Origin of the sequence: Paractinoplanes tereljensis (genome assembly GCF_016862435.1) — a bacterium.
In the GTDB taxonomy this organism is placed as follows: Bacteria; Actinomycetota; Actinomycetes; order Mycobacteriales; family Micromonosporaceae; genus Actinoplanes; species Actinoplanes tereljensis.
Window position 1 is genome coordinate 121,228 of the sequence record NZ_BOMY01000034.1, and the last position, 25,897, is coordinate 147,124.

The window sequence follows — 25,897 nt, forward strand, 5'->3', positions numbered from 1 at the left end:
TGGCCATTTTCGACCGAAGGCAGTGGTCCGCCGGCAAATGAGGGCGACGAGGGGTTCCGCGCCGACTACCGTCACCGGCGATGACGCATGAGGAACCAGCACTGGTAAGCGACCGATGGCCGCGACTGGCAGCGGAACTCGCCGACGCACTCCGCGAGGAAGGCGAGGACGACCTGGCGGAGCAGGCCGCGGGACTCCGGGTCCTCCAGCAATGCGACTGCGGCGACGACTTCTGCCAGAGTTTCTACACCCAGCCCCCACCGGACGGCGCCTACGGCCCCGGCCACCGAAACATCGGCCTGAGCCCGGAAAAGCCAGGCATGCTCGTCCTAGACGTGGTGGACACCCAGATCATGTACGTCGAGGTCATCGACCGACCACCCCTCCGCTGACAACCCCACTCACCGAGATTCGACCTTGCCGAGTTGCTGTCAGCTCCTGACAGCAACTCTCCTAGATCTGCGCGGATGGGCGGCGAACCGCCACGTCGTTGCGGCCAGCGCGCATTTTCAAGGATGTCGGGGCCTCCCCGCGATTTGAGTGCCCCACATCCTGGAAAGCGAGTTGATCAACGCGCAGCCGCGCACTCACGTCGGCCAATGCGGAGGGCATCGCCACGAAGGCGCGGCGGCGCCGCGCCGGGTACCCGGGTGGGTAACCGGCCGCGTCGGTCTGGGGCGTCAGCTGCCTCGAGTAACGGCCCGACCGGAGAATCCGGTCGGGCCGTCATAAATGGATGCTCAGAGGCGGAAGCGCCCGATGACCTGCTGCAGTTCCGAGCTGATCCCGGCCAGTTCCTTGACCGCCCCGTTGGCCTCGGCCAGGGTGGCCGTGGTGGTCTGGGTGGCGTTGGCGACCCCGGCGATGGTGCCGGCGATCTCGGTGCTGCCGGCGGCCGCGTCGCTGACGCTGCGGCTCATCTCCCCGGTGGTGGCGGTCTGCTCCTCCACCGCCGAGGCGATGGTGAGCTGGTAGTCGTTGATCCGGGCGATGATCCCGGAGATCTCGCCGATCGCGACCACCGCGTTGGCGGTGTCGGCCTGGATGGCCTCCACCCGGCGGGAGATGTCCTCGGTGGCCTTGGCCGTCTCCTGGGCGAGGTCCTTGACCTCGCTGGCGACCACCGCGAAGCCCTTGCCGGACTCGCCCGCCCGGGCCGCCTCGATGGTGGCGTTCAGGGCGAGCAGGTTGGTCTGCTCGGCGATCGCGGTGATCGCCTTGACCACGTTGCCGATCTCGGCGCTGGACGCGCCCAGCTTGGTGACCGTGGCGTTGGTGTGCTCGGCCACGCCGACCGCCTCGGAGGCGACCCGGGCCGCCTCGTTCGCGCTCTCGGCGATCTCCCGGATGGACAGGCCCATCTCGTCGCTGCCGGCCGCGACCGTGCTGACGTTGGTGGACACCGTGCCGGCCGCGACGGCGACCGCGTCGGCCTGGGTGGCGGCCTCCTGGGCGGAGATCCCGATCCGGTCGGTGGTGCCGGTGAGCCGCTCGGTGCTGCGGCCCAGGGCCTGCGAGCTGTCGGTGAGGTGGGTGACGACGTCGCGGAGGCCGTCGCGGGCCTCGTTGACGGCGACCGCCATCGCACCGAGCTCGTCGCGGGACTGCACCTCGGCGGCGACCGACAGGTCACCCTTGGCGACCGCGGCGAGCGACTCGGAGACGCTGGCCAGCTGGCGCAGGATGAGCCGGCAGACGAACACGGCCAGTCCCAGCGCCACCAGCAGGGCCACCACCATGATGATGATCAGCTGGTTGCGGGCGTCCTGGTAGGACTGCTCGGCGTCCGCGGTCATCGCGGCCGCCTCGGACTCCTCGGTCTGCTGCAGCGTGACGATCGCGGCTTTCAGATCGGTCTGCGTCTGGTTCCACACCGTGGCGATCTTGTCGCCGGTCGGGGTGTCGAAGCCGGTCGGTGCGGCCTCGTGGAAGACCAGCACGTTGCGCAGGTTCTCGTAGTAGTCGAACGTCTCGGCCAGCGAGGTCGCGGCGGCGGAGCTCTTCGCCGAACCGGCGGCCAGCGAACGGTACGCGGTCAGGGCCGCCTCGAACGCCTTGTCGGCGGTCTTGGTCCGGGTGACGTAGGTGTCCTTGCCGGTCGGGATCAGGGCGTAGAGCCACATGCCCTGGAAGCTGTCGGCGGACGCGCCACGCATCGTGCTGAGCTGCACCAGCGCGTCGACGTGCCGCGCCTTCATGCTCTTGATGTCGTCGTTGAGGCTGTTCATCCGGCTGATCCCGAACACCCCGATGCCGAGCGCCGCCACCGCGACGATCAGCACCGACACGTAGATCTTGGTGCCGACGCGGAAGTCGGCGAGCTTTCCGGCCAGCGGGTTCCGCTTGGCGGTTACCTGCACTGTCGGCGGTATTGCTTTCGCGCCCATCTAGAACCCTTCACTGACCACTCGGCTTGGTGCCGTAGTGATCGGCGATGGAAGGGCTCGGTTGAGATTTCAGGCTCAGTTGGTGGCGGCCGGGTTGCGGCCCAGATCCTCCTCGACGATTTTGCCGGCCGCCCGGGCCAGCGCCCGGTCGAGCAGCACCCGGTCGTCCGGCCCGGCCATCGCGATGCTGTCCAGGTTGGCGTCGAGCCACTCCCGGAACGCGTGCCGGACCCGGTCCACCTGCTCGTCGCCGGCCGGGGTGAGCGCCACCCGGGACCCGTCCCGGGTGGCGTAGCCATCGCGGACCAGGTCGTCGAAGACCGGCTCGAGCACCTCCGGGGGCACCCGATGTCGTTTGGCGATGGCGGTGAGCTCGGCGTGGCCGGTGACCGACGTGTGCAGGTGGGTCTGGCCGGCCGCCCACGCCTGGGCCGGGGCCAGGTCGGTGTGCGCGGCGGCCAGCAGCTCCGACCGGAACCCCGGGCCCTGCCGGCGCATGGTGTCGCTGATCTGCCGTTCCAGCTGGGCGACCCGGTCGTCGGCGGCGGGTGGTGAGAACCCCTCGCCGACCTCGGCGGCGGCCGTGCGGGCACTGCCCCGCAGCGGGACCTCCTTGAGGAACAACGCGACGAGGAAACCCAGCGCGGCGACCGGGACGACCCAGCGGAAGACGTAATCGATGCTCGTCCCGTACGCGTCAATGATCGGGATGGCCACCGCGGCCGGCAGTTGCTGGAGCAACTCGGGGTTTTCGGCCGCGGCGGCGGTCGACGCCGACGCGCCGGAGAGCGCGGCGGCCAGCTCGGGGGCGAGATGGTTGCCGTAGAGCGTGCCGAAGATGGCCGTGCCGAACGAGCTGCCCAGGGTGCGGAAGAAGGTGACGCCGCTGGTGGCGGTGCCCAGGTCGGCGTACGGAACGGTGTTCTGCACGGCGATCGTGAGCACCTGCATGGACAGGCCGATGCCGAGACCGAGGACGAACATGTAGAGCGACTCGAGCCAGGCGCTGGTGCCGCGGTGCATGGTCGACATCAGGAACAACCCGACCGCCATCACCGCGGCACCGACGATCGGGAAGATCCGGTAGCGGCCGGTCCGGCTGATGAACGTGCCGGAGGCGATCGAGGTCAGGAACAGCCCGGCCACCATCGGCAGGGTGCGCACGCCGGACGCGGTCGCCGACACGCCCTTGACGTACTGCAGGTAGGTCGGCAGGAAGGTCATCGCGCCGAGCATCGCGAAACCGACGATGAAGCTGAGCGTGGAGCAGACCGTGAAGACCGAGTTGCGGAACAGCCGCATCGGCAACATGGGTTCCGGGGACCGCATCTCCACCAGCACGAACGCGGTCAGCAGCACGACCGCGGCGGCGAACAGACCCAGGATCATCGGTGAGGACCAGTCGTACTGGTTGCCGCCCCAGGACAGCGCCAGGATCATGCTGGACGCGCCGGCCGCGATCAGCGCGATGCCCGGGTAGTCGACGACCGGCTTGCCGTCCGCCCGCACCGACGGCAGATTCCGGGCCGACATGATCAGCACCACCACGGCCACCGGCACGTTCACGTAGAACGCCCACCGCCAGCTCAGATGGTCGGTGAACAGCCCGCCCAGGGTCGGCCCGACCACGGTGGTGACGCCGAAGACCGCGCCGAGCGCGCCCTGGTAGCGGCCCCGGTCGCGCAGCGGGATCACGTCGGCGATCAGCGCCATCGCCGTCACCATCAGGCCGCCCGCGCCGATCCCCTGCAGGATCCGGGCCGCGATCAGGAACAGCATGTCGTTGGCCAGCCCGCACAGCGCCGACCCGCCGATGAACACCACCGTGCTCACCTGGAACACCAGTTTGCGCCCGAACAGGTCGCCGAACTTGCCGGCCAGCACGGTCGCCACCGTCTCGGCCAGCAGGTAGGCGGTGACGACCCAGGACATGTGCCCGGCGCCGCCCAGGTCGGCCACGATCGTCGGCAGCGCGGTCGACACGATCGTCTGGTCCAGGGCGGCCAGTAGCATGCCGAGCAGGATCGCGACGAAGACGGCGTTCATCTGCCGCCGGGTCAGGGTCACCCCGCCAGTCTTGCGGCCTCCCTCTCGCTCGGGGCGTCGTTTTGATAAGTCGCGGCCGGCCGGGTGGACAGCCAGCAACCCGCGACGACCAGGGCGAAACCGGCCACCGTGCTCCAGCGCAGCGGCTCGTTCAGGAACAGCACGCCGAGGAACACCGCCACCACCGGGTTGAGGTAGGTGACCAGGCCGGCCCGGTTGGAGCCGGCCAGCGCGATCAGCCGGTAGAACGCCAGCAGGGCCACCGCCGTGCACAACACGCCGAGCAGGGCGAGAGCGGTCCAGGCCGAGGCGTGCACCGGCTCAGACGGCCAGGTCAGGATCGCGAACGGGGCCAGCACGATCGCGGTGATCGCGGTGGTGCCACCGGCCAGGGCCTCCGGCGGCACGTCGGCCGCGCGCCGCTGGACCAGCATGGTCGCCACCGCGTAACTGATCGCGGCCAGCAGCACCATCCCGGCGCCCAGCAGCCCCAGCCGATCCCCCGACACATCCAGGCCGACCAGAACGGCAACCCCGGCAAAACCAAGGACCAGGCCGAGGGTACGCCCGCGGGTCAGCGGTTCGGTCCCGGACATCAGCAGCGCGATCACCACCGGCTCGACCGCGATCAGCAGCCCGGTCAGCGAGCTGGTGATGTGCACCTCGCCGTACGTGATCAGCAGGAACGGCCCGATGATGTGCACCGCCGCAAGCACCGACACCACTCCGATGCGCGCGCGCAGCGCGCCGAGCGTGCCCCGCACCGCCGCCACCGGCAGCAGCACCAGCGCCGCGATAAGGCCGCGCCCGGCCACCACGAACACCGGCGAGAGGTCCTCGATGGCCAGCTTGATCAGGAAGTACGGGATGCCCCAGAGCACGGCGACCAGCAGGAACAGAAACCAGGCACGTCGATTCACGGTTCCGAGCCTGCCGCCCTATGGTGGTAAGCGGTAGTGGTGACTTACTCACCCCGTGTTAAGGAGAGCTGATGATCGACGTGCGGCGGCTGGCCGTGCTGCGCGAGGTGGCCCGGCACGGCAGCTTCAACCGGGCCGCGGCCGCACTGCGGATCACCCCCTCGGCGGTGTCCCAGCAGATCAGCGCGCTCGAACGGGCCCTCGGCACGACCGTCGTGCGGCGCAGCACTCGCGGCGTCGAGCTCACCGAGGCAGGCCGGGTGCTGGCGTCGGCGAGTGACGCGATCACCGCCGAGCTGGCCAGCGCCGAGGAGGAGATCGCCCGGCTGGCCACCGCCCGCACCGAGCGGCTGACCGTGGCCACCTTCACCAGCGGCGGCCAGCGCCTGCTCCCGGCCGCCCTGCTGCGGTTCACCGCCGAGCATCCCGGCGTCGAGCTGACCGTCCTGGAGAACGAACCGGAGGACAGCCTGCCGCTGGTCCGCTCGGGCGCCGCCGACCTGGCCCTGGCCTACCACTTCGACGGCCCGCCCCCGGTCCGCCTGGGCGACCGGTCCGGCCTGACCTGGACCGTGCTGCTCGACGACCCGATGTGGATCGTGCTGCCGGCCGATCATCCGCAGGCCGGTCGCGAGTCGCTGGCCCTGGCTGACCTGGCCACCGAGCGCTGGGTGCACGGCTGCCTGGGCGTCGACACCCTGATGAACCACTACGCGGCCATGTCCGGCTTCGAGGTCCGCACCGCCTGCCGCGGCACCGACTACGTCTTCGCCCAGTCACTGGTGCGGGCGGGCGTCGGGATCAGCCTGATCCCCCAGGTGGCGCTGACCGCCGACCGGGGCGGCCTGGCCACCGTCCCGCTGCGCCCGCCCGGCCCGTCCCGGTTCATCGGCATCGTCACCGCCGCCCGCCGCCCGCGCCCGCTGGCCACCGCCCTGATGGCGGCCCTGCAGGACACCGTTACCGGCCTGCCCCAACCAGCCTGATTGCCACCCAGCGGCAACCCGGAGACCTCTGACCGATCGGGGCGCCGGCGCCGATCTCCCGTCCGCAGCGACGACGCGGTTCGAGGAGACACTGGTGAGCACTGAGACGGGTACGGCCGGGCGTGGCTTGCGGCGGCTGGTCGCCGATCGTCGGGTCGGGACGAAGATCGTGGCCGCGGTCGGGGTGGTGGCGTTGTTCGGCGTCGGCAACGGGCTGTTCGCCATCGCACGCCTGTCCGCCACGAACGAGCAGGTCAAGACCGGCTTCGTGATGAACCAGGAACTCAACACCGTCGGCAACCTGCGCGCCGCGGTCAACCGGACCTGGCTGGCCATGGACGACTACATGCTGGCCGCCACCGCCGCCGAGCGCACCACCGCGCAGACCGCGATCACCACCGCCGAGGGCCAGGTCACCGAGTACGCGAAGGCCTACCTGGCGTTCCCGATCGGAGCCGCCGGAACGGCCACCGTCACCTCGTTCCAGACCAGCTGGAAGCAGTACGAGACCCTGCTGGACAGCTCGCTGCTGCCGCTGGCCGCGAAGGGCGACCAGACCGCGCTGAAGGCGGTGCGCGCCGGCGACCTGGCGACCGTGATGAAGGCGGTCCGGGCCAACCTGACCAGCCTGGCCGACCAGACCGTGGCGGCCGGTGCCGCCGAGGCGGCCACCGCCGAGGCCCGCTACCAGACCACCCGGTGGTGGGTGATCGGCCTGCTGATCGCGGCCACCGTGATCGGCCTGGCCCTGGCCCTGGGCGTGGCCCGGCTGATCGTCCGGCCGCTCAGCCGCTGTGTGGCCGCCCTCGACCGGATCGCCGGCGGCGACCTGACCGCGCGGGTCGAGGTCGACAGCAACGACGAGGTCGGCCGGATGTCCGCGACCCTCAACGACACCGCCGCCGCGATGGCCGGGATGGTCGGCCGGATCAACACCAGCTCGACGATGCTGGCCTCGGCGTCCGAGGAGCTCTCCGCGGTGTCGCTGCAGCTGTCGGCCTCCGCCGAGGAGACCGCGGTCCAGGTCGGCGCCGTCTCGGAGGCCGCCGGGCAGGTTTCCCGCAGCGTCAGCACAGTCTCGGCCGGGGCCGACGAGATGGGCATCTCGATCCGGGAGATCTCCAACAACGCCAACGAGGCGGCCGGCGTGGCCGGCGACGCGGCCCGGGCCGCGGAGTCGACGAACGCCAGCGTGGCCCGGCTCGGTGAGGCCTCGGCCCAGATCGGCTCGGTGGTCGCGATGATCACCTCGATCGCCGAGCAGACCAACCTGCTCGCCCTGAACGCCACCATCGAGGCGGCCCGGGCCGGTGACGCCGGCAAGGGCTTCGCGGTGGTCGCGTCCGAGGTCAAGGACCTGGCCCAGGAGACCGCCCGGGCCACCCAGCAGATCACCGAGCAGGTCGCCGCGATCCAGGCCGAGAGCAGCACCGCGGTGATCGCCATCCAGCAGATCGGCGAGGTCATCGCGACGATCAACGACTACACCACGACGATCGCCGCCGCCGTCGAGGAGCAGACCGCCACCACCGGGGAGATCTCCCGCAGCGTCGCGCACGCGGCCGAGGGCTCGGTCAGCATCGCCGAGACGATCGCCGGGGTCGCCGAGGCGGCCAAGCACGTGACCGAGGGTGCCACCGAGACCCAGCAGACCGCCGCCGAACTGGCCGGCACCGCCGCCGAACTGCAGGCCACGGTGGCCACGTACCGCGTCTGACCCTCGCTCATCCGGATCGGCGGCATGCCGATCAGGATGGCGTGGGACAAATTCGGCTGGGTGCCCGGGTGCTGGTGGGCCTGGTGGTGCTGCTGCAGGTCATCGGGGTGGTCGTTCCCCACCTGCGGCCGGCACTGACGACGCTCTGCCTGCTGACCCTGCATCTGACCGGTGCGGTCTTCGCCCTCCGTGCGTCCCGGGGCGGAGACCGCATCGCGTGGCGGCTCGTCGCCGCGGGTGAGCTGCTGACCACCGCGGCCAACGCCGGCCTGGGCACGGCCCACGCGACCGGCCGGCCGGCGCTGTTCTGGGTCGGGTCGGCCTGCGGCATCGCGATGTACGTCTCGTTCGCGCTGGCCGCGTTCGCGTTCCCGGCCCAGCGGCTGCGCGGCTGGCAGCTCGCGGCGCTGGCCGGGGAGACCCTGGCGGTGCTGGGCTGCGGCTTCATGTACGTGTGGTTCCTCGTTCTGCAACCGCTGCTGAGCCGGGACACCGACTGGTCCCGGTGGCCGCTGCTTGTCGGTTTCCCGCTCGGTGACCTGCTGATGCTCACCGGGGTGGCGGCGGTGGTGCTGCGCGGCGGGCTGCACGCCCGTACCCTGCCGGTGGCCATGCTGGTCGCCGGCCTGGTCGCCTTCCTGCTCGGCGACGCGGCGTTCAACGCCGTCGGTTACGACGGCAACCACGCGGCCGGACCGCTGCCCGCCACCCTGTCGATGCTGGTGGCCTCGGCCTGCGTCACCCTGGCCGCGATGTGGCAGTGCGCCGTCGCCGGCCCGGCCGACGACTCCGGGCCGCAGCGCCCGTGGACCGCCACCTGGTTCTCCTACCTGCCGTACGGCGCGGTCGGGCTCAGCCTGGCCCTGATGGTCTTCGTGACCGTCCGGGACGGTCAGATCCGCACCTGGGGCGGCCTGGTCCTCGGCCTGACCGTGGTCACCGGCGGCGTCGCCATCCGGCAGGTCGTCTCGGTGCGGGACAGCCGCCAGCACGAGACGATGGACCCGCTGACCGGGCTGTCCAACCGGGTCGGCCTGGCCCGCCAGGCCACCCGCGCGCTGCGCCGGGCCGAACCGGTGGCCCTGCTGCTGATCGACCTCGACGGGTTCAAGGCGGTCAACGACACCCACGGTCACGGCGTCGGCGACCTGCTGCTGCTGGAGTTCGCCGCCACCCTGCGCCGCGACATCCGGGCCGGCGACGTAGCCTGCCGGATCGGCGGCGACGAGTTCGTGGTGCTGCAACGCGACGTCACCGGGGAGGCCGACGTGGTGGCGCTGGCCCGCCGCGTCCTGGCCACCGCCGCGAAGAGCCCGATCCACGTCGACGGCCGGGCCATCACCGCCCGGGCGAGCATCGGCGCCGCGCTGGCCGCCGACGGCGACACCGCCGACGACCTGCGCCACCGCGCCGACATCGCGATGTACCAGGCCAAGCGGGCCGGCACCCATGACGTGGTGGTCTACCAGCCCGGCATGCTCGACCGCCGGGCCGACGACGCCGCGCTCGGCGAGGACCTGGAGGAGGCGGTCAGCAGCGGCCAGCTGCGCGTCCTCTACCAGCCGATGGTCGACCTGAGCTCCGGCCGGCCGGTCGGCGCCGAGGCCCTGGTCCGCTGGCACCATCCGCTGCGCGGCATCGTCTCCCCGCTGGACTTCATCCCGATCGCCGAACGCACCGGCGCGATCACCGGCGTCGGCCTGTACGTACTCGAACAAGCCTGCCGGATGGTGCAGACCTGGGCCGGCCACCCGTACGTGAGCGTCAACCTCTCGGCCCGCCAGCTGCAGGACCCGACCTTGGTCGGCTCGGTCCGCACCGTCCTGGATCGAACAGCCCTGCCCCCGGACCGCCTGGTCCTGGAGATCACCGAGTCGGCGATCGTCGACGACCGGGTGGCCCTGCCCGCCCTGGAGGCGCTGCGCGCGCACGGCATCCGCATCGCCATCGACGACTTCGGCACCGGCTACTCGTCCCTGCAGTACCTGAGCCGCCTGCCGGTCGACATCCTCAAGATCGACCGCAGCTTCGTCGCCGAACTGGACAACACCGGCCGCGGCTCGGCCATCACCGAGGCGGTGATCAGCCTGGCCCGCATCCTGGACATGACGACGGTCGCCGAAGGCATCGAAACCCCCGCCCAGGCCGCCGAACTACAGCGCCTGGGCTGCCGCACCGGCCAGGGCTACCTGTACGCGAAACCCCTGGCCGCCGACGACGCCGAGCAGTACTTCACCCACCCTCAGCGGGTGCTCCTCCCACCCCCGATGACCAGCCCGTCGTCAAAGGCAAGATAGAAGCAAACCCTTTGCCGGTACGGGCAACACCGCCGACAACCGCAATTCCCCCCAGTCGCCGTCGGTCACGAGCGCGAGCCTAGTTGTGCTGCTCAGGGAGTTCTGCGATGCCGAGGGCCTCGGCAAAGGCGAAGATCCCGTCGCCGAACGGACCGGGGCACTCCTCGAGCGCGGCCGCAAGTTGCCCAGAGCCGGCGAAGAGGCCGGCCTTCCCGGCCCACACCAGCAGCCCGGCGAGGGCCTGACCGTTGAGCGGCTCGAAGCTGTCGCCGCCGTCGGTGACGAGGAGCCGGATCGTCTCCTCGCTGAGGTGGAAATCGACGGTGTCACCGGCGGGATCGGCCGCCGTGGCCCAGGCACAGTCGCTGTCGAAGACCAACAGCGCGATGGCGGGTGCCACCGTCTCCAGCGCGAGGTCGTTGGCCAGGTCTTCCGGCGAGGTGTCGTCGACCGGGCCGAGGAAGCCGATCCGCCAGCCGCCGGCCCGCACGTTGTCGGTCACGGCCACGAACAGGTCGTCGACACACGCCAGCTCGTCGAGCCGGGTGTCGCCGGTGCGCGCGATGATGACAAGACCGGAGTAGCCCACGATCACCCCTTCCGTTCGGCGGCACGCCGCTTGGCGAGTGCCACGATGTCGGCGTCCACGCTGTCGGGATCCACGCCGTCGGGATCGGAGTCGACAAAGTCCATGACTGCGTCCACGTCGCCGCGCTCGGCGTCCCGATAGGCGCGGATGAGGTCTGCGCTCCAATGCCCGTCCGGCCAGGCACCGGGCTGGTACCGCCCGGAGGCGAGCTGCTCGGCGCCGGCCCGGAGGGCGCGTTCGCGGTCCGCCTCGGCGGTGGCGAGCATCGTGTCGGTGTCACCCAGCCAGGTCTTCATGCGAGGCAGGTATTCCGCCAGCCAGGTCCGCACGATGGTGGCGGCGTGTTCCACGTCGGCCTCCGTGGACAGCGAGAACGTATGGTCGGAAAACCCCACCAGGCGATGGTTCCAAACGCCGTGGTGTGGCATGGCGTCCCGGAGTGGATCGTCGCAGCAGTACCGAACGTACGGGGCGAGCAGTACCCCGGCGTTGATGAAGAACTCGACCTCTCCACGCAGCGCGGTGGTGCGCTGAATGTAGAGGGCGATGCCGTTGCCTTCGGGGTCGAAATACCGGAAGACCGGCCCGCGGCGGACAAATCCCGCGACTGCCAGTTCGGCTTCGAGGGGCCCGACGAACTGCCGCAGCAAGGGATTCACGAGGCGGCATGGTACCGCCCCCCGGGCGAGGGCCTCATCTCCGGCGAGGGCCCACCGTCGTAGGAATGTATGGTCCGGGGCGTGCCGACACTTCTCATCTCCGGCGAGGGCCCACCGTCGTAGGAATGTATGGTCCGGGGCGTGCCGACACTTCTCATCTCCGGCGCCTCGTCCGGCATCGGCCGGGAGGTGGCGTTGCAGGCCGCCCGCCAGGGCACGACCGTGCTCGTGCTCGGCCGCCGGGCCGCCCTGCTCGACGAACTGGCCGCCGAGACCGGCGGCCGCTGCATCCCCATCCCGGTCGACGTGTCCGACACCGCTGCCGCGCAACGGGCGGTCGACCGGGCCGTCGAGGCCACCGGCCGGATCGACGCGGCGCTGCTCAACGTCGGCGCCGGCCCGTCGTTCAACCTGGCCGGCGGCACCGCCGCCGAGATCCTGCACACGATGGACGCCAATTACCGGGTGACGGTCAACATGCTCGTCCCGCTGATCGCGGTCATGAAACGGCAGCGGTCCGGCCTGATCGTGCACACCAATTCGCTGGCCGGCGTCAACGGCACGCCGATGCAGGGCCCGTACAGCGCGGCCAAGGCCGCTTGCCGCCTGCTGATCGACACGGCCAGAATCGAACTCAAGCCGTACGGCGTACGCCTGATGTCGGTTTATCCGGGTTTTGTGGCCACCGACCGGGTGAGCGACGACGGCCTGCCGAAGCCGTTCGAGATCAGCGCGGCAGATGCCGCCGCCCGGATCCTGCGCGCGATGCGCGGCCGCCGCCCCGATGTGCTGTTCCCCGCGCCGACCGCGACGCTGGTGCGTGCCCTGCGCATGCTGCCCAAGTCGGTGGCCGGCCGGATCATGCTGCGCTTCACCCCGCCGGAATACTGACCGTCCATGAAGGCACTCATCGTCCGCGGCGGCTGGGACGGCCACCAGCCGGTCGCCTGCACCGAGTTGTTCCGCGATTTCCTGAAAAACCACGGCTTCGCCGTCCAAACAGCCGAAACCCTAGATGTGTACGCCGATCAGAGCGTGCTCGCCGACACGGACCTGATTGTCCAGTGCTGGACCCGGGGCCGCCTGACTCCCGAGCAGGAGACCGGCCTGGTCGACCGGGTCCGAGCCGGTGCCGGTTTCGCCGGCTGGCACGGCGGCGTTCTGGCCGTCGGCTACGAGGCCGCGGACTACCAGTACATGGTGGGCGGCCGCTTCCTGAACCATCCCGGCGGCCTGATCGACTACCGGGTGGACATCACCGGCGACGACCCGATCACCGCCGGGCTGACCAGCTTCGACGTCCACACCGAGCAGTACTGGTGCCACCTCGACCCCACCCTGAACGTCCTGGCCACCACCACGTTCACCGGCGCGCACGGCGCCCCGGAGACGGCCGGCGCGGTGATGCCGGTCGCCTGGACCCGCCAGTTCGGCGCGGGCCGCGTCTTCGTCTCGACGCTGGGCCACTCCCCCGCCGACCTGGAACTGCCGCCGACCCGCACGCTGACCGAACGAGGCCTGCTCTGGGCGGCAACGGGCCGGTCATAATCGGGCATGGAGTACGTATCCAGAGTGCCGCGACCGCCGCTGGACGGGCTGATCGACGACCTTTACTACCTGGAAGGCACGCCGCCGTACGCCCGGCTGACGCTGCCGGCCAGCCCGGCCGCGTTGCTCATCGTCAACCTCGGGGCGCCGTTCCGCATCCGCACCGGCCTCGAGATGGCCGACTACGCCGACGGCTGCGTGATCACCACGCCCACCCGCGCGTGGGAGTTCAGCTATCCGGCCCGGACCCGGTCGGTCGGCGTGCACTTCAAGCCGTGGGGGCCGGCGCCGTTCCTGCCGATGCCCGCGGCCGAGCTGTGCGACCGCCCGGTGACGATCGAGCAGGTCTGGGGCCGGCCCGCCGTCGCCGAGCTGCGCGACCGGCTGGCCACGGCGCACCGCCCGCACGAGATGCTGACCCTGCTCGAGGAGGAGCTGATGCGACGGCTGGGCGAGACTCCCGGCCTGGGGCTGGTCCGGCACACGGGCGGCGTCATCGCGGCGACCGGCGGGGCGATGGCGATCGGCGACCTGCGGACGGCCGCCGGCGTCAGCAGCACGCATCTGGCCCAGCGGTTCCAACAGCTCATCGGCGTCACGCCGAAGCAGCTGGCCCGCAGCTACCGCTTCACCACCACCATGCTCGCGCTCGACCCCGCCGAACCGATCGACTGGGCCGCCCTCGCCAGTCGATCGGGCTACTACGACCAGGCCCATTTCGGCCACGAGTTCCGGGCGTTCACCGGCCTCACCCCGACCCGGTACGTCGAGGTCCGGCGGCAGTTCCTGCGCGAACACCCCGGCCACGTGATCGACGGCTGGCCGCTGCCGGCCGATTGATTTTCTACAAGAGCAGCAGCGCACGACACGCTAATTTGAGCCCATGAGCAAAGTGGTCTTGTACAGCTCGGTGTCGGTGGACGGCTTCATCGCGGATCCCAACGACCAGCCCGGCCCGCTGTTCGACTGGTTGACCAGTGGCGACGTCCCGCTGGACGACAGCGGCGTGCTGAAGGTCTCGCAGACGTCCTACGACTACGTCCGGCCGTACTGGGACGAGATCGGGGTGACGATCTGCGGCCGCCACGTCTTCGACCTGACCGACGGCTGGGAGGGAAAGCCCCCGAGCGGCATCGACCACGTGGTCGTCGTGACACACCGCCCGGCCCCCGACGGTTGGGACCCCGAGGCGCCGTTCCACTTCGTAGACGGCGTAGAGGCCGCCGTGGCCAGGGCCCAGGAGCTGGCGGGCGACCGCGTGGTCGAGGTAGCGGCCGGCGACGTCGGCGGCCAGGTGCTGGCCGCGGGCCTGGTGGACGAGGTGCGCATGGACGTCGTACCGGTGGTGTTCGGCGCCGGCAAGCGCTTCTTCGGCCCGGTCCACGCACAGCACCTGCTGGCCGACCCGGACGTGGCGATCCAGGGCAGTCGGGTCCTCCACCTGCGCTACCCGGTACGCCACTGACCGTCCGGCCGACCGGTCTGGTGTGCCGTTCAACAATCAGCCGGCCGGTGATTCCCGCAGAACCCGGGCTGTGGTCACATTGACCTCATGGCCGGAGGCGATCATGAGGGCGCGCTCGCGCGGATCCTCGATCCCGGCCGGCTGGCCGCGGTGCACCGGACGCGCCTGCTCGACACCGGCCCGGAAGAGGCCTTCGACCGGCTGACCCGGCTCGCCGCGACCCTGTTGGGCACGCCGTTCGCCTTCGTGACGATCGTCGACGACACCCGCTCGTTCTGGAAGAGCTCCGTCGGCATCGACAGCACCGACCCCGCCGACCGGCAGAACACCGTGCAGCAGTCGTTCTGCCAGTACGTCATCGGCTCCGGGGCCGAACTGATCGTGACCGACGCCCGGACCGATCCGCGTACGGCGGCCAACCCGTCGATCGATCTGATGGGCGTGGCCGCCTGGGCCGGTTTCCCCGTCCGTTCTCCCGAAGGTCACATCCTCGGGACATTCTGTGCCGTCGACACCAGCACCCGGCAGTGGACCGCGCACGACGTCGAGGTTCTGCACACTCTGTCGCAGGCCGCCGCCGGTGAGATCGCCCTGCGTGAGGCCGTGGACAACGCCGAAGCCGCCACCGCCAGAGCCGAAGCCGCCACCGCCGTCGCGGAGACCGCGACCGTCCGCGCCGAACAACTTGCCGACACGCTGCAGGAAAGCCTGCTCCCACCGCATCTGCCCGCGGTTCCCGGGGTCGACATAGCGGTGCGATACCGGCGGGCCGCAGGTGGCAAGGCTGACGTCTACGGCGACTTCTACGACGTGTTCCCGTCCGTCCGGGACGCCTGGGCCGTGGTCGTCGGCGATGTCGCGGGCAAGGGCCCGCAAGCAGCCAAGGTCACCGCCCTGGCTCGATACACCCTGCGAGCAGCCGCTGCCCGAGGCGCGAATCCCAGCGCCAACCTCGCCACCCTCAACGACGCGCTACTGGGCTGGTACACCGACGACCGGCGGTTCCTCACCGCCGTCTACGCCACCCTGCGACCCCACCGCGACGGCATCAGCGTGCGGGTCAGCTGCGGTGGCCACGACCCCGCGATCATCCGGCGCGCCGACGGCCGCATCCAGATGCTCGGCCGCCACGGCCTCATCCTCGGCTGGCGGCCCGCTCCGCACCTGTCCAACCAGCGGACGATCCTGCACCCCGGCGACAGCATGGTCCTGTTCACCGACGGCGTCACCGAAGGCCACCCCATCGGCCACCGGGAGCTGTTCGGGCCGGAGCGGCTGCAGAAAGTCGTCGCGGACGCCCCGGCCCACTCCGCGGATCAACTCGCCGCCGCCGTCGACGATGCCCTCGTCGCCTACACCGGCGGCCACGCCGCGGACGACACCGCCATCCTGACCCTGCACGTTCCCGCCCGTCCTTGAGCGGGGAGTCAGGTTTCGCAGGGGACGGGGCCTCCGCCGAGCACCAGGACGGGCTCGGGCGCCGCCTGCGCTGCCGGGAGGCTGTGCTCCCGGTGCCAGCGCTGTTGCCGTACCGGGCTCAGCAAGGCCTGGACCCGGCGGCTGAGGTCCTGCGGGTCGAAGGGTTTGACGACGTAGTCGTCGGCTCCGCAGTCGAAGCCGGAAGCCCGGTCGCCGAGCTGGCCACGAGCCGTCAGGATGACCACCGGAATGCCGGCGGTGCGGCGGTCGGCGCGCCAGGTCGCACACAGGTCGAGGCCGGATGGTCCGGGCATCCTGATGTCCAGGATGACGCAGTCCGGCAGGGTCGTGGAGACCGAGTCCAGCGCCTCGGCGCCGCTGGTCGCCGTGCGGCTGTCGATGCCGGCGACGGCCAGCGTCGCGGCGACCAAGCCGAGCAGAGCCTCGTCGTCATCCACGATCAGTACCGTCGCCATGACGCCTCCAGATTTCCCGCATAGCGTACTCTTCCCGGCATTTCGCGGTTAGGGTTTCCGGTATGGATCTTGCGGGCCGGTGCTGAACCCGAGCCGGATGAGGTCGGCCTTGATGCTGGCCGGTGTGGCCGCCGCGCTCGTCGGCCTGGCCAGCCTGGTGGTCGCCGGCGCCGCCGAAGCCACCCAGGGCCGGGTGGCCCGGCAGCAGATCGACAACCGGGCGGCCCTGATCAGTGCCGCCGCGGCGAGTCAGTTGAACCGCTACGTCGACGCCCTGACCCTGGTGACCGGTGGCCTCGCGGCCGCCGAGCCGTTGACCGCCGGCGCGTTCCAGCGGATCACGGCGCCACTGCGCTACCTGGGCCTCAGCGGTGTTCCCGCGGTCGCGTTCGTCGTGCCCGCGCGCGACGATCAGATCGCCGCCACCCAGGCGCTCTGGCGGTCACGCGGCTCCACCGGGCTGCGACTCGCACCGAACCGCCGCGTCGGCGAGCACCTGTTCGCGGTGATGAATCAGACGGTCGACGGGTCGAACCCGCCCCGGATCGGCCGGGACTCGACCCTCGCGCCGGCCGCCGCGACCGCGATGCGCCAGGCCCGGGCCTCCGGCCGGATCACCGTCTCGGACCCGTTTCCGCTGCTGCGTGACAACCTGCTGCCGCCGGGCCGCCGTCAGCTCTCCTTCGCCCTGGCCGCACCGGTCCAGAGCGGCGAGTACCGGTCGTTCCAGGGCTGGGTCGTGATCAGCCTGCGGGGCCAGGACTTCATCAGCGCCACCATGCAGAGGTTCTCGCAGGACCTGGTCGACGTGACGCTCCTGGTCCCGGTCGCCGACCGCCCGCTGGTGACGGTGGCCAGCCTGCGTGCCTCCGACACCACCCGGCGAGACCTGCATCGCGCCCTTGACCTGGCGGTGGCACAGGCGCACTGGACGATCCAGATCGACGCGGTCGCGGCCCGTCTTCCGGGTGTGCGCAGCGCAGTTCCGGTGACGGCGGGAATCGTCGGCGGGCTGACCGCCCTGCTGGCAGTGGTCCTGATCACCGGACGGGCCCGGGCCGACCAGCGGGTCCGTAGCGCCACCTCGGAGCTGGTCCGGGGCGCCGCCCACCTGCACACCGAACTCGACGCGCGGTATGCCGCCGAGGCGCTGCTGCGGACCGCACACGACGACCTCGCCTCCCAGCGGACCCGCCTGACCCAGGTGCTCGACGCCCTCGAGGTCGCCGTCAGCACCTGCGACACCACCGGCTCGATCACCCACCTGAACCGGGCCGCCCGTGATTGCCTGGGTGCCGAGGCGAGCCTGTCGACGATCACCGAACTCAGCACCCGCCTGAGCCTCAACGCCCTCGACGGCCGGGCCCTGCCGGAATCCGAGTTGCCGCTGCGGCGCTCGCTGGACGGGGAGGTCATCGACGGCCTGGAGGTGACCACCGCCGGGCCGGAAAGCCACCGGCGCGTCCTGCAGGTGCACAGCCGCCCGCTGTACGACCAGAACGGCGGCCTCGTCGGCGCGGTGGCCTCGTCGCACGACATCACCGCCCTGCGCGAGCACCAGGCCGAACTGACCGCCTTCGCCGGCGTCGTCGCCCACGACCTGAAAGGACCGCTGACGGCGGTCGCGGGCTTCACCCATCTCGCCGTGACGGCCCTCGCCGCCGGGGCACCACGGGATACGGCCTCCGCTCATCTGCGTCAGGTGCTCGACGCGGCTCATCGGATGGACCGGCTCATCGACGAACTGCTCCGCTACGCGGCCGCCCGCGATGCCCAGCTGGAACTGGCTGACGTCGACCTCCACGCGCTGGTGACCCAGACCGTCGCGGACCGGTTGACCGAACACGCCGCGCACCTGGACGCACCGGTCCCGCACGTCTTCATCGGCCCGCTACCGCAGATTCGAGCCGACGCGACGATGATGCGGCAACTGCTCGACAATCTGATCGGGAACGGCTTGAAATACACCCGGCCCGGCCAGGCCGCCGAACTCGACATCACCGCCGAGACGTCCCGGACCGGCGAGTTGCGTCTCATGATCGCCGACCGCGGCATCGGCATCCCGCCCGATCAGCACGGCGCGATCTTCGCCACCTTCTACCGGGCCGATCGAGGCGACCACTACGCCGGAACCGGCCTCGGCCTGTCCATCTGCCAGCGGATCGCCCAGCGCCACGGCGGCGTCATCACCGCCGCGGACAACCCCGGCGGCGGAACCCGGATAACTGTCACCCTGCCCGCCGCGCTGCTCGACCAGGCAGCACCGCCGCAGTGAGCCGGGCGGCGCGCACGACGTCGCTACCTGCCAGTCGGCCAAGAGCCGCGCCGGGCAAGGCGATCAAGATAATCGAGCAGCTTTACCTCACTACGGAGCAGCTTCTCGCGCTCAAGTGCTGGCAGACCAGCCAGCCGGTTCATGAGGTTTACGCCCCGCGCCACATACACCATCGTGCCCGAATACTCGCGACAGGCCGAGCACCACGTCAACCCGATGCAACGCGTGTAAGCCCTGTCGGTCGATGCGTAGATGCGGTAGCGGTAACTACGAAGGTCGCCATTACAGGGCACACGATCCTCGACCTGGGCGCCGTGAACAACACTGACCTTGGTCCATGTCCATCCTGCAGCCCGGCGCCCCACGGCCCCAACCTGCCTGGCGACGAACCCAGCAAGCCACCCCGGTTCTGCCGATGCCCTCCGCTCAATGCGCGCGAGTTTCGGCACCAGCGGGATGCCACCGTTGTGGATGTTCGGGAGTTTGGGCACCACCCCGCTTGAAGCCTCCCGCGTCCGCGCGCTCAAGCCAAGCCTCGCTCACGATCTATGATGGTGTCGCAGGTGGGACGCGCATTGTTCGCGGCAGATCCGGATGCCTGACGCCGTCGTCCACTCGCTGGATCACCGTCCCGCAAGATGTCAGACCCCTCCGCGAAGCGGTGGTAAGCCGGGCATTCCGTGCACTGTCACGTTGATCTTGCGAAGTTCCTGCTCGCTCAGAACAGGAACCCTCCACGATCCACACGCAGGCCGCGCAGCACCGACAAACCTGGCCGCATGGAGTGCCTACATGTCGGACAATTCGGCAGCTGTGGTGTCGACCTTGCGGAGTTACTGTCAGCTCCTAACAGCAACTCGGCTAGATCTACACGGATTCGGCGGCGAACCCGCAGCGTCGCCACCAGCCGGCGCTCTGAACCGCCTACCGGCGAGAAACCGGGACGCAGACCGGAATCCGCCCGTCCGAAAACTCAGCCACTCGCAAGGCGCGCTCATCGGCAGATCCGCGTATCCGCGCTCCGGGTCCGTTCATGATCGTTTTGCACCCAGAGTGACAGGCCGCTGGGCGTCCCGTTGTAGTCCTTGACGGAGACACGGTGACGGGGCACGAAGGCCGCCGCTTCGTCAGGAGATCTCGGCGTTGCCCTCGCGGTAGATCCTCGCCGACTCGATGCGGTCGCCCCGCAGTCGGTAGAAGCCCGCGATGGAGAACGTCTGCTCCTTGCCGGCTACGGTCAGCTGGCAGGCGGCTCGGTCGCCTGCGGCGAGCAGGTCCTGGATCATCAGGGTCGGCGGCAGGCCCGCCATCGCGGCGGCGAAGAACTCGGTCAGCTCACCTCGCCCGCGCACGACGCTGGTGACCCACCAGGCGTCCTCGGTGAAACCAGCCATCAGGGGCATCAAGGTCACGAGCGTTGAAGGCCCCCAGGTGCCCGCGCACCACTTCCTCTGAGCTCATGACGTCGGCACTGCGGCGTCGATGCAGGCGCGGTTGACCCGGCCCGCCGCGTCCAGGAGATCGTCCTGGGCGTTCGCCGATTCGTCGCCGATGTCCGCGCGGAGCCAGGCCGAGTACCGGTCCTGCACCTGCGCGCCGGCCTTTTCGATGCTCTCGACGCCAGACTTCCCGGCGTTCGCGATCAGGTCCTTGATCGCCGGCTCATCGATGTCTATCGCCTCGCCGGGCCGGGGCGCCGCGGCCGCGAGCTTGCAGGCGGCGACCGCCTCAGCCGCGGTGGGCGAGGCGGAACCAGCCGATGCCGCCACGGAGGCGACGGACGTCGCCGGCCGCGCCGCGGCGGGCTCAGAACCGGCCGCGCCACAGGCGGAAACGGAGATCACGCCGAGGACCGCCATGACGATCGATAGATGCCGCATGTGGGCACGGTAGAGACAAATCCCTCCGGCCGCTCTCGGCCGTCCGGCCGGAGCTGATGGAATGTCGTGATGGGAACGAGCCTTTCGAACCGGCCTTCGTTTGAAGCCTCTGGCTCACAGCGTCTCCCGTCCTGGAAATGGCATCGTAGTCGGGGAGGGCGCCTCGTTACGCTGCCGGCGTGACTGACGCGGAAGCGCGCGTGAAGCAGGTCCGGCTCCTGGCGGAGATGGCGCGGCAGATGGTTGCGGCCGGTGCCGGCGCGGACGAGATCGCGCGAGAACTCCTTCGGCATACCGATTCGCCGATCCAGGCGATCAAATCTCTTGCGGACGGCACCGGCATGGGGCTTGGGGACGCCAAGTGGGTCGTGCACCGCAACCTGGACGCGCGGGTGCGCGCCGCCGCGGAAGAACTATGGCAGGGCCTGGTGGACGGGTTCGCGCTCCTGACTGGTGCTGGTGAGCAGGGCTGTTCCGATCAGCCAGGTTGCGGCGACGCCTAGCAGGACTCGCTCCAGCAGGGCGCCGGCCGTGCCGCGGCCGGCCAGCAGCATGGTCAGGCCCAGGGCGGCGCCCAGCGGCAGGGTCAGCGTCAGGGCGGCGGCGGTCAGCCGCCTCAGCGCCGGGCCCGCCGCGGCCCTCCAGGTCTTGGCCATCGCGGCGGCCAGGACGGCCATGCCCAGGATGCTGACGGCGGTGTGGATGACGTCGGTGGGTGTCGTCGGTTCGTAGGGCGGTAACGGACACCCGGCGCTGCACGGCACGACGCCGGAGGTGCCGGCCAGGACGGCCGCCACCAGCAACAACAGCCCGGCGCGTCGCACGGCTCGGCTCAGCAGGGCCACGCCCAGGGCGAGCAGAACCAGACCAAGGCGATAGACCATGGCGTACGGCCTACCGGCCGCCCCGGCCTCGCTGACATAGCCCTGCCACCACGAGCCGGGCTCGGCCACCAGCGTGCACAGCATGACGCCCGCACCGGCGGTGACCGCGAGAGCGGCCAGTGCGGCGAGCCGGGAACGGGTCATACCGTCATCATGATCGTATGCGCCGGACTGTGGTGGTGACGGGCGCGAGCTCGGGGATCGGATTGGCGGCGGCCGTCGCCCTCGCCCGTGCCGGAGATGACGTCGTGCTGCTCGGCCGGAATCCGGGGCGGCTGGCGGACGCCGTGTCCCGGGTCCGGGAGGCCGGGGGCCGGACCCCGGCGTCGTACCGGGCCGACTTCGCGGTGCTGGACGAGGTCCGGGCGGTGGGTGCGGCGATCGCGGCCGCCTACGAGCGCGTCGACGTGCTGGCCAACAACGCCGGGCTGCTGACCTCGGTGCGCCGGCCCACCGCCGACGGGCACGACGCGACCATGCAGATCAACCACCTCGGCGGCTTCCTGCTCACCCATCTGCTGCTGGACCGGCTGCGGGCCGCCGGCCCGGCCCGGATCGTCACCACCTCCTCGCTGGCCGAGGCGTGGGGCACGCTCGACGTGGACCGGCCGGGGCGCCGCCAGGTCAGCCGCTGGCTCGCCTACGGGGCCAGCAAGCAGGCCAACATCCTGATGACGGTGGAGGCGGCCCGTCGCTGGGCCGGCCTCGGCATCGTGCCGACGTGCTTCTTCCCGGGTCTGGTGCGCAGCGGCTTCGGGCGGCAGAGCCCGGCCTTCAGCCTGGCCGGCCTCGCGCCGGGGCTGTTCCGCTCCAGCGAGCAGGGCGCCGAAACCCTGCTGTGGCTGGCCACCGCGCCGGACGCCCTGCTTCCGGGCGGATACTTCGCCGGCCGTACGCCGTTCGCCGCGACCAAGCGCTCGAAAGACCCGGCCCGGGCGCGGCGCCTGTGGCAGTCCAGCCTCGCGGCGGTCGGCCTGGCCGAACAGAGCGCGCCCTAGTCGCTGAAGCGGCGGAGCAGCACGGCCAGCCGCCGGTCGTGGTCCTCGCGGCGCAGGCGGCCGCCCCGGGTCAGCGTCACCAGGCCGTGCAGGCCGGCCCAGAGGACCTCGGTGCTCACCTCCAGGTCGTCGTCGCCGACCAGGGGGCGCACCGCTTCGCGGAGTTCGCCGAAGCCCGCCTGCAACTCGGGCCGCGTCTCCGGACTCGCGAACGTCAGGTCGACCGCCTTGGTGAACATCGCCTCGTACAGAATCGGACGGGTTTCGGCGAAATGCGCGTACGCGGCGGCTGTCTCGGCCAGCGAAGCTGGTGGGTTTGAGGTTTTTGTTCGGGCGGCGCGCAGTTCGGCGGCCAGCTCGGCGAAGCCCTCGACGGCCACCGCCGCCATGATCGCGTCCTTGCCCTTGAAATGGCTGTAGAGGACCGGCTGACTGTATTCGATCAGGTCGGCGAGCCGGCGCGTGGTGACGGCGTCCCAGCCCTCGGCCTCGGCGAGCTCGCGGGCGGCCGCGACGATCAACCGTTCGCGGTCCAGGCGTTCGCGCTCACGGCGTTCTCGGATTGCCATGACAGCGATTCTAGCGGCACTAGCGAAAGCCTGTTAGCTTTGCCAGGAGTTCTAGCAACGCTAGCGAAGGAGAAGTCGTGCTCAGCTTCATCGCCTACGGGCTCGCCATCGTGCTCAATCTCTTCATCATCTTCATCGGCGTCCGGTTCCTGCTGGTGCCGGCGGCGGCCGCGGCGGGGTACGGCGTGCCGGCCCAACCGAGCGCCTACCTCGCGGTCAAGGGGGTTCGCGACCTCACGTACGGCCTGGTCGGGCTGGCCCTTCTCGCCTTTGTGGGTGCGCCGGCGGAGGCGTGGTTCATGCTGGTCGTGGCGCTGGCGCCGCTGGGCGACACGGTGATCGTGCTGCGGCACGGCGGCACCAAGGCGGTCGCGTTCGGCATCCACTTCGCCACCGCGGTGACCGTGCTGATCAGCGCCGTCCTGTTGTTCGCCGTCTGATCAGGAGACCTCGACGGACGGTTCGGCGCTGGCCGATGTCGTGGTCGGGACCCCGTGCCGCGGCGGGGTGGGCGGCGGAGCCTTTATGACGGTTGTCGAGGAGACTGCCGTGCTCGGCTCGTCCGGCGCCTGGCTGGCTGTTTCCGTTCCCGTCTCGGTATCAGGCTCGGTGCTCACCGGCGACGACGGCGCGGTCGTGATCGTGATCGGATTGAGGTGCACCCCGCCGCTCGGGTCGACAGACACGCCCGGGACCGGGACAGCCCCGGAGGCCACCGGCACCAACTTGACCTTGCCGTTGGGCGAGCGCTGGACCAGCTTGATCGGCTCGCCCGGCTTTCCCGACACGTACGCCTCGCAGGGAATGTTGTTGAGCCGGAACGCCAGCGGCACCGCATTGCTGACGTGATAGCCGCCGGCGACCGGCATGGTCACCGACTTCATCGCCCCCAGCGGCCGGCTCGATCCCACCGTCACGGTGTTGCCGGCCTGGATGACATCGCCGTTCGTCAGCACCTGATCGCCGGGCAGGATGAACCACAGATTCCAGTCGCTGATCGGCACCGAGTCTCGGTTGGCCACTGTCATCCGCGCGGTGAACTGGCCGCCCTTGTCGGACTGGACGGCGTAGGCGACCACGCATTCCCCGCTCGACCGCACGGCTCCGGGTGCGTCGCGGTCGTGATCCCGGCTGGTCAGGCTCCACACGTAGGTTCCGGCACCGAGCAGGAGCACGGTAGCGGCGGCCACCAGCACCCGCCGAGGGCGCCGGGGTGCCCTGACCTGCGCTGTATCGCGAGATTCCGGCTGTTCGACGCGGATCACATTCGGGTACGAGCGCAGCGCCGGCAGGATCGTCGTGTCGGCGTCCCCCTCCGGCAGCGGCCCGGCCGGCACCCCGGCGGCGATCCCGGCCAGCACCCGCGCCAGCTCGGCGCTGGACGGCCGGTCCTGCGGCCGCTTCTCCAGGCAGCGGCCGATCAGCTCGGTGACCACCGTCGGCAGGCCGTCGATCGGCGGCAGCGGGTCCGGCTCGACGTACTGGTGGGCGCGCAGCAGCTGGGTGGTGGTGCCGACGTCCCACGGCAACTGGCCGACCAGGGCGCGGTAGATCAGCAGGCCCACCGCGTACACATCGGTGGCCGAACTGACCTGCCCGCCCTCCAGCCGCTCCGGCGCCAGATAGGCGGGGGTGCCCATCAGGCTGCCGTCCGGGCCGATGTCGTTCTCCCCGATCAGCGCGGAGATGCCGAAGTCGACCACCTTCGCCCCGCCGGTGGGAAGCATCACGTTCGACGGGGTGACGTCCCGGTGCACGATCCCCCGCGAGTGCGCGGCCGCCAGCCCGCCCGCGACCTCGGCCGCGATCCGCACCGCGTGCTGCCACGGCAGGAACCTGGTCCGGGCCAGGACCGCGGCCAGCGATTCGCCCTGCACGAGTTCCATCACCACGAACGGCACCGGTTCACCGTCTACCGTGGTCGCCTCGCCGTAGTCGTACACGTTGGTGATGTTGGGGTGGGTCAGGCGCGCAGCGGCCTGGGCCTCGGCCTGCAGCCGGCGCCGGAAGATCGGGTCCGCGCTGCTGGAGGGCGGAAGCACCTTGACCGCGACCTGACGGCCCAGCACCTCGTCGAATCCACGCCAGACCACCGACATCCCACCGGCGCCGAGCCGCTCCACCAGCCGGTACCGGCCGGCCATCAATCCCGACCCGAACGAATCCGTCGTGCTCATGCGCCCCCGTATGCCCGTCGAACCGCGGGGAGGGTAGCCCGGCATCAGGCTTGATCACGATCCGTCGATCGGGTGACCGCATTCGGGTGATCGTGGTCAGCGTTCCATCCGTCGGGTCAGTTCGGCGGCCCGGGATTGCTGCACGGCGGTCGCCTGGCCAAGAGCGAAACGACGCAACACCGCGGGCGTACGCAGCTCCACCGACTCGGTCACCAGGGTGCCGTCGCCGTCCGGGACCAGGTCGACGGTGGCGACCAGGCGGACCGCGCCGGGGCTGATCACCGAGCTGCGCAGCTGCCGGTCCGGCGTGACCGGGGTGAGCGTCACCCGCAGCCGGTTGTCCCACGTGAACGGCCCGAACCGGAAGCGTTCGACACCCAGATAGGTGATCTCGTCGCGGCCCGGCCGGACGTCGCGCACCGCCACCAGCAACGGCGAGAGCCCGATGTAGTTCCGCGGCTCGATCAGATGGGCGTAGATCTCCCCGGCCGGCGCCGCGACATGGAAGGAATGGCGGAAGTGATCCGTCGGCATCCGCTCACCTTAGAGATCCGGTGAATGTCCTCTTGCTGCCGGATGGCAAGCTCATGTCCCGTGATTGATCT

The 25,897-nt window shown here is 70.6% G+C and carries 25 protein-coding genes; 13 read left to right on the forward strand and 12 right to left on the reverse strand.

Annotated features, from left to right (window positions below; all coding sequences use genetic code 11):
• Positions 1–80: 80 nt before the first annotated feature.
• Positions 81–392 (forward strand): hypothetical protein, encoded by a 312-nt coding sequence (locus tag Ate02nite_RS25670; RefSeq protein ID WP_203809895.1) that lies wholly within the window; start codon positions 81–83, stop codon positions 390–392.
• 348 nt (positions 393–740) lie between these two features.
• Here Ate02nite_RS25670 and Ate02nite_RS25675 read toward each other — a convergent pair whose 3' ends face one another.
• The 3 genes from Ate02nite_RS25675 to Ate02nite_RS25685 all read right to left on the reverse strand — a co-directional run bounded on the left by Ate02nite_RS25675 (position 741) and on the right by Ate02nite_RS25685 (position 5,353).
• Complete coding sequence (locus Ate02nite_RS25675; RefSeq protein ID WP_203809897.1) at positions 741–2,387, reverse strand: methyl-accepting chemotaxis protein; 1,647 nt, start codon at positions 2,385–2,387, stop codon at positions 741–743.
• 75 nt (positions 2,388–2,462) lie between these two features.
• On the reverse strand, positions 2,463–4,454 hold the full coding sequence (locus Ate02nite_RS25680; protein WP_239147679.1) for an MDR family MFS transporter: 1,992 nt from the start codon (positions 4,452–4,454) through the stop codon (positions 2,463–2,465).
• The gene (locus tag Ate02nite_RS25685; RefSeq protein ID WP_203809899.1) at positions 4,451–5,353 is read right to left on the reverse strand and encodes a DMT family transporter; all 903 of its coding nucleotides are present in this window, start codon (positions 5,351–5,353) and stop codon (positions 4,451–4,453) included. Before Ate02nite_RS25685 ends, Ate02nite_RS25680 begins: the two co-directional genes overlap by 4 nt.
• A gap of 71 nt (positions 5,354–5,424) precedes the next feature.
• Between Ate02nite_RS25685 and Ate02nite_RS25690 the strand changes: the two genes are divergently transcribed.
• The 3 genes from Ate02nite_RS25690 to Ate02nite_RS25700 all read left to right on the forward strand — a co-directional run bounded on the left by Ate02nite_RS25690 (position 5,425) and on the right by Ate02nite_RS25700 (position 10,353).
• Positions 5,425–6,339: a LysR family transcriptional regulator gene (locus Ate02nite_RS25690; RefSeq protein ID WP_203809901.1), complete on the forward strand. Its 915-nt coding sequence runs from the start codon at positions 5,425–5,427 to the stop codon at positions 6,337–6,339.
• A 94-nt stretch (positions 6,340–6,433) separates the two neighbouring features.
• Positions 6,434–8,056, forward strand: a complete 1,623-nt coding sequence (locus Ate02nite_RS25695; protein ID WP_239147680.1) for a methyl-accepting chemotaxis protein — start codon at positions 6,434–6,436, stop codon at positions 8,054–8,056.
• A 41-nt stretch (positions 8,057–8,097) separates the two neighbouring features.
• Positions 8,098–10,353, forward strand: coding sequence for a putative bifunctional diguanylate cyclase/phosphodiesterase (locus Ate02nite_RS25700; protein WP_239147681.1), 2,256 nt, complete (start codon positions 8,098–8,100; stop codon positions 10,351–10,353).
• A gap of 79 nt (positions 10,354–10,432) precedes the next feature.
• Here the strand turns inward: Ate02nite_RS25700 and Ate02nite_RS25705 are convergent, their stop codons facing one another.
• Together Ate02nite_RS25705 and Ate02nite_RS25710 are read right to left on the reverse strand one after the other, a co-directional pair.
• Positions 10,433–10,942: a hypothetical protein gene (locus tag Ate02nite_RS25705; protein ID WP_203809903.1), complete on the reverse strand. Its 510-nt coding sequence runs from the start codon at positions 10,940–10,942 to the stop codon at positions 10,433–10,435.
• Positions 10,943–10,944: 2 nt separating this feature from the next.
• Positions 10,945–11,601, reverse strand: coding sequence for a hypothetical protein (locus tag Ate02nite_RS25710; protein WP_203809905.1), 657 nt, complete (start codon positions 11,599–11,601; stop codon positions 10,945–10,947).
• Between the two features lie 141 nt (positions 11,602–11,742).
• On the opposite strand from Ate02nite_RS25710, the gene Ate02nite_RS25715 reads away from it, so the two are divergent.
• The 5 genes from Ate02nite_RS25715 (at position 11,743) to Ate02nite_RS25735 (ending at position 16,033) form a co-directional block, all read left to right on the forward strand.
• Positions 11,743–12,492: an SDR family NAD(P)-dependent oxidoreductase gene (locus Ate02nite_RS25715; RefSeq protein WP_203809907.1), complete on the forward strand. Its 750-nt coding sequence runs from the start codon at positions 11,743–11,745 to the stop codon at positions 12,490–12,492.
• A 6-nt stretch (positions 12,493–12,498) separates the two neighbouring features.
• A complete protein-coding gene (locus tag Ate02nite_RS25720) occupies positions 12,499–13,149 on the forward strand; it encodes a ThuA domain-containing protein (protein ID WP_203809909.1) in 651 nt (216 codons plus the stop codon).
• Positions 13,150–13,173: 24 nt separating this feature from the next.
• Positions 13,174–13,989: a helix-turn-helix domain-containing protein gene (locus Ate02nite_RS25725; protein WP_239147682.1), complete on the forward strand. Its 816-nt coding sequence runs from the start codon at positions 13,174–13,176 to the stop codon at positions 13,987–13,989.
• 43 nt (positions 13,990–14,032) lie between these two features.
• Entirely contained in the window at positions 14,033–14,614 is a 582-nt protein-coding gene (locus tag Ate02nite_RS25730; RefSeq protein WP_203809913.1) for a dihydrofolate reductase family protein, read from the forward strand.
• A gap of 87 nt (positions 14,615–14,701) precedes the next feature.
• Positions 14,702–16,033 (forward strand): PP2C family protein-serine/threonine phosphatase, encoded by a 1,332-nt coding sequence (locus Ate02nite_RS25735; RefSeq protein WP_203809915.1) that lies wholly within the window; start codon positions 14,702–14,704, stop codon positions 16,031–16,033.
• Between the two features lie 8 nt (positions 16,034–16,041).
• On the opposite strand, the gene Ate02nite_RS25740 is transcribed toward Ate02nite_RS25735, so the two are convergent.
• On the reverse strand, positions 16,042–16,509 hold the full coding sequence (locus Ate02nite_RS25740; protein WP_203809917.1) for a response regulator transcription factor: 468 nt from the start codon (positions 16,507–16,509) through the stop codon (positions 16,042–16,044).
• A gap of 97 nt (positions 16,510–16,606) precedes the next feature.
• Here Ate02nite_RS25740 and Ate02nite_RS25745 point away from each other — a divergent pair, with 97 nt between their 5' ends.
• Positions 16,607–18,784 carry an ATP-binding protein gene (locus Ate02nite_RS25745; protein WP_203809919.1) on the forward strand — a complete coding sequence of 726 codons (2,178 nt, stop codon included), beginning with the start codon at positions 16,607–16,609 and terminating at the stop codon, positions 18,782–18,784.
• 1,127 nt (positions 18,785–19,911) lie between these two features.
• On the opposite strand, the gene Ate02nite_RS25750 is transcribed toward Ate02nite_RS25745, so the two are convergent.
• Together Ate02nite_RS25750 and Ate02nite_RS25755 are read right to left on the reverse strand one after the other, a co-directional pair.
• Positions 19,912–20,178, reverse strand: coding sequence for a nuclear transport factor 2 family protein (locus Ate02nite_RS25750; protein WP_203809921.1), 267 nt, complete (start codon positions 20,176–20,178; stop codon positions 19,912–19,914).
• Positions 20,179–20,241: 63 nt separating this feature from the next.
• A complete protein-coding gene (locus Ate02nite_RS25755) occupies positions 20,242–20,664 on the reverse strand; it encodes a hypothetical protein (protein WP_203809923.1) in 423 nt (140 codons plus the stop codon).
• A gap of 179 nt (positions 20,665–20,843) precedes the next feature.
• On the opposite strand from Ate02nite_RS25755, the gene Ate02nite_RS25760 reads away from it, so the two are divergent.
• Positions 20,844–21,167: a hypothetical protein gene (locus Ate02nite_RS25760; protein ID WP_203809925.1), complete on the forward strand. Its 324-nt coding sequence runs from the start codon at positions 20,844–20,846 to the stop codon at positions 21,165–21,167.
• Here Ate02nite_RS25760 and Ate02nite_RS25765 read toward each other — a convergent pair.
• Positions 21,078–21,692, reverse strand: coding sequence for a DUF998 domain-containing protein (locus Ate02nite_RS25765; RefSeq protein WP_203809927.1), 615 nt, complete (start codon positions 21,690–21,692; stop codon positions 21,078–21,080). The two genes, Ate02nite_RS25760 and Ate02nite_RS25765, sit on opposite strands and share 90 nt — an antisense overlap.
• A 17-nt stretch (positions 21,693–21,709) precedes the next feature.
• On the opposite strand from Ate02nite_RS25765, the gene Ate02nite_RS25770 reads away from it, so the two are divergent.
• A complete protein-coding gene (locus Ate02nite_RS25770) occupies positions 21,710–22,546 on the forward strand; it encodes an SDR family NAD(P)-dependent oxidoreductase (RefSeq protein ID WP_239147683.1) in 837 nt (278 codons plus the stop codon).
• On the opposite strand, the gene Ate02nite_RS25775 is transcribed toward Ate02nite_RS25770, so the two are convergent.
• A complete protein-coding gene (locus Ate02nite_RS25775) occupies positions 22,543–23,115 on the reverse strand; it encodes a TetR/AcrR family transcriptional regulator (RefSeq protein ID WP_203809929.1) in 573 nt (190 codons plus the stop codon). The genes Ate02nite_RS25770 and Ate02nite_RS25775 overlap by 4 nt on opposite strands.
• A 77-nt stretch (positions 23,116–23,192) precedes the next feature.
• On the opposite strand from Ate02nite_RS25775, the gene Ate02nite_RS25780 reads away from it, so the two are divergent.
• Positions 23,193–23,555 (forward strand): DUF4267 domain-containing protein, encoded by a 363-nt coding sequence (locus Ate02nite_RS25780; protein ID WP_203809931.1) that lies wholly within the window; start codon positions 23,193–23,195, stop codon positions 23,553–23,555.
• Here Ate02nite_RS25780 and Ate02nite_RS25785 read toward each other — a convergent pair whose 3' ends face one another.
• Both Ate02nite_RS25785 and Ate02nite_RS25790 read right to left on the reverse strand, forming a co-directional pair.
• Positions 23,556–25,292, reverse strand: coding sequence for a serine/threonine-protein kinase (locus Ate02nite_RS25785; RefSeq protein WP_203809933.1), 1,737 nt, complete (start codon positions 25,290–25,292; stop codon positions 23,556–23,558).
• A gap of 96 nt (positions 25,293–25,388) precedes the next feature.
• Positions 25,389–25,826 (reverse strand): SRPBCC family protein, encoded by a 438-nt coding sequence (locus Ate02nite_RS25790; RefSeq protein ID WP_203809935.1) that lies wholly within the window; start codon positions 25,824–25,826, stop codon positions 25,389–25,391.
• Between the last annotated feature and the right edge of the window lie 71 nt (positions 25,827–25,897).

Coding starts and splice junctions, on each gene's coding strand:
- Ate02nite_RS25790 (WP_203809935.1), bottom strand. CDS start 25,826: ATGCCGACGGATCACTTCCGCCATTCCTTCCATGTCGCGGCGCCGGCC.
- Ate02nite_RS25765 (WP_203809927.1), bottom strand. CDS start 21,692: ATGACCCGTTCCCGGCTCGCCGCACTGGCCGCTCTCGCGGTCACCGCC.
- Ate02nite_RS25670 (WP_203809895.1), top strand. CDS start 81: ATGACGCATGAGGAACCAGCACTGGTAAGCGACCGATGGCCGCGACTG.
- Ate02nite_RS25750 (WP_203809921.1), bottom strand. CDS start 20,178: ATGGCTGGTTTCACCGAGGACGCCTGGTGGGTCACCAGCGTCGTGCGC.
- Ate02nite_RS25775 (WP_203809929.1), bottom strand. CDS start 23,115: ATGGCAATCCGAGAACGCCGTGAGCGCGAACGCCTGGACCGCGAACGG.
- Ate02nite_RS25740 (WP_203809917.1), bottom strand. CDS start 16,509: ATGGCGACGGTACTGATCGTGGATGACGACGAGGCTCTGCTCGGCTTG.
- Ate02nite_RS25770 (WP_239147683.1), top strand. CDS start 21,710: ATGCGCCGGACTGTGGTGGTGACGGGCGCGAGCTCGGGGATCGGATTG.
- Ate02nite_RS25745 (WP_203809919.1), top strand. CDS start 16,607: ATGAGGTCGGCCTTGATGCTGGCCGGTGTGGCCGCCGCGCTCGTCGGC.
- Ate02nite_RS25720 (WP_203809909.1), top strand. CDS start 12,499: ATGAAGGCACTCATCGTCCGCGGCGGCTGGGACGGCCACCAGCCGGTC.
- Ate02nite_RS25735 (WP_203809915.1), top strand. CDS start 14,702: ATGGCCGGAGGCGATCATGAGGGCGCGCTCGCGCGGATCCTCGATCCC.
- Ate02nite_RS25675 (WP_203809897.1), bottom strand. CDS start 2,387: ATGGGCGCGAAAGCAATACCGCCGACAGTGCAGGTAACCGCCAAGCGG.
- Ate02nite_RS25690 (WP_203809901.1), top strand. CDS start 5,425: ATGATCGACGTGCGGCGGCTGGCCGTGCTGCGCGAGGTGGCCCGGCAC.
- Ate02nite_RS25755 (WP_203809923.1), bottom strand. CDS start 20,664: ATGCGGCATCTATCGATCGTCATGGCGGTCCTCGGCGTGATCTCCGTT.
- Ate02nite_RS25730 (WP_203809913.1), top strand. CDS start 14,033: ATGAGCAAAGTGGTCTTGTACAGCTCGGTGTCGGTGGACGGCTTCATC.
- Ate02nite_RS25785 (WP_203809933.1), bottom strand. CDS start 25,292: ATGAGCACGACGGATTCGTTCGGGTCGGGATTGATGGCCGGCCGGTAC.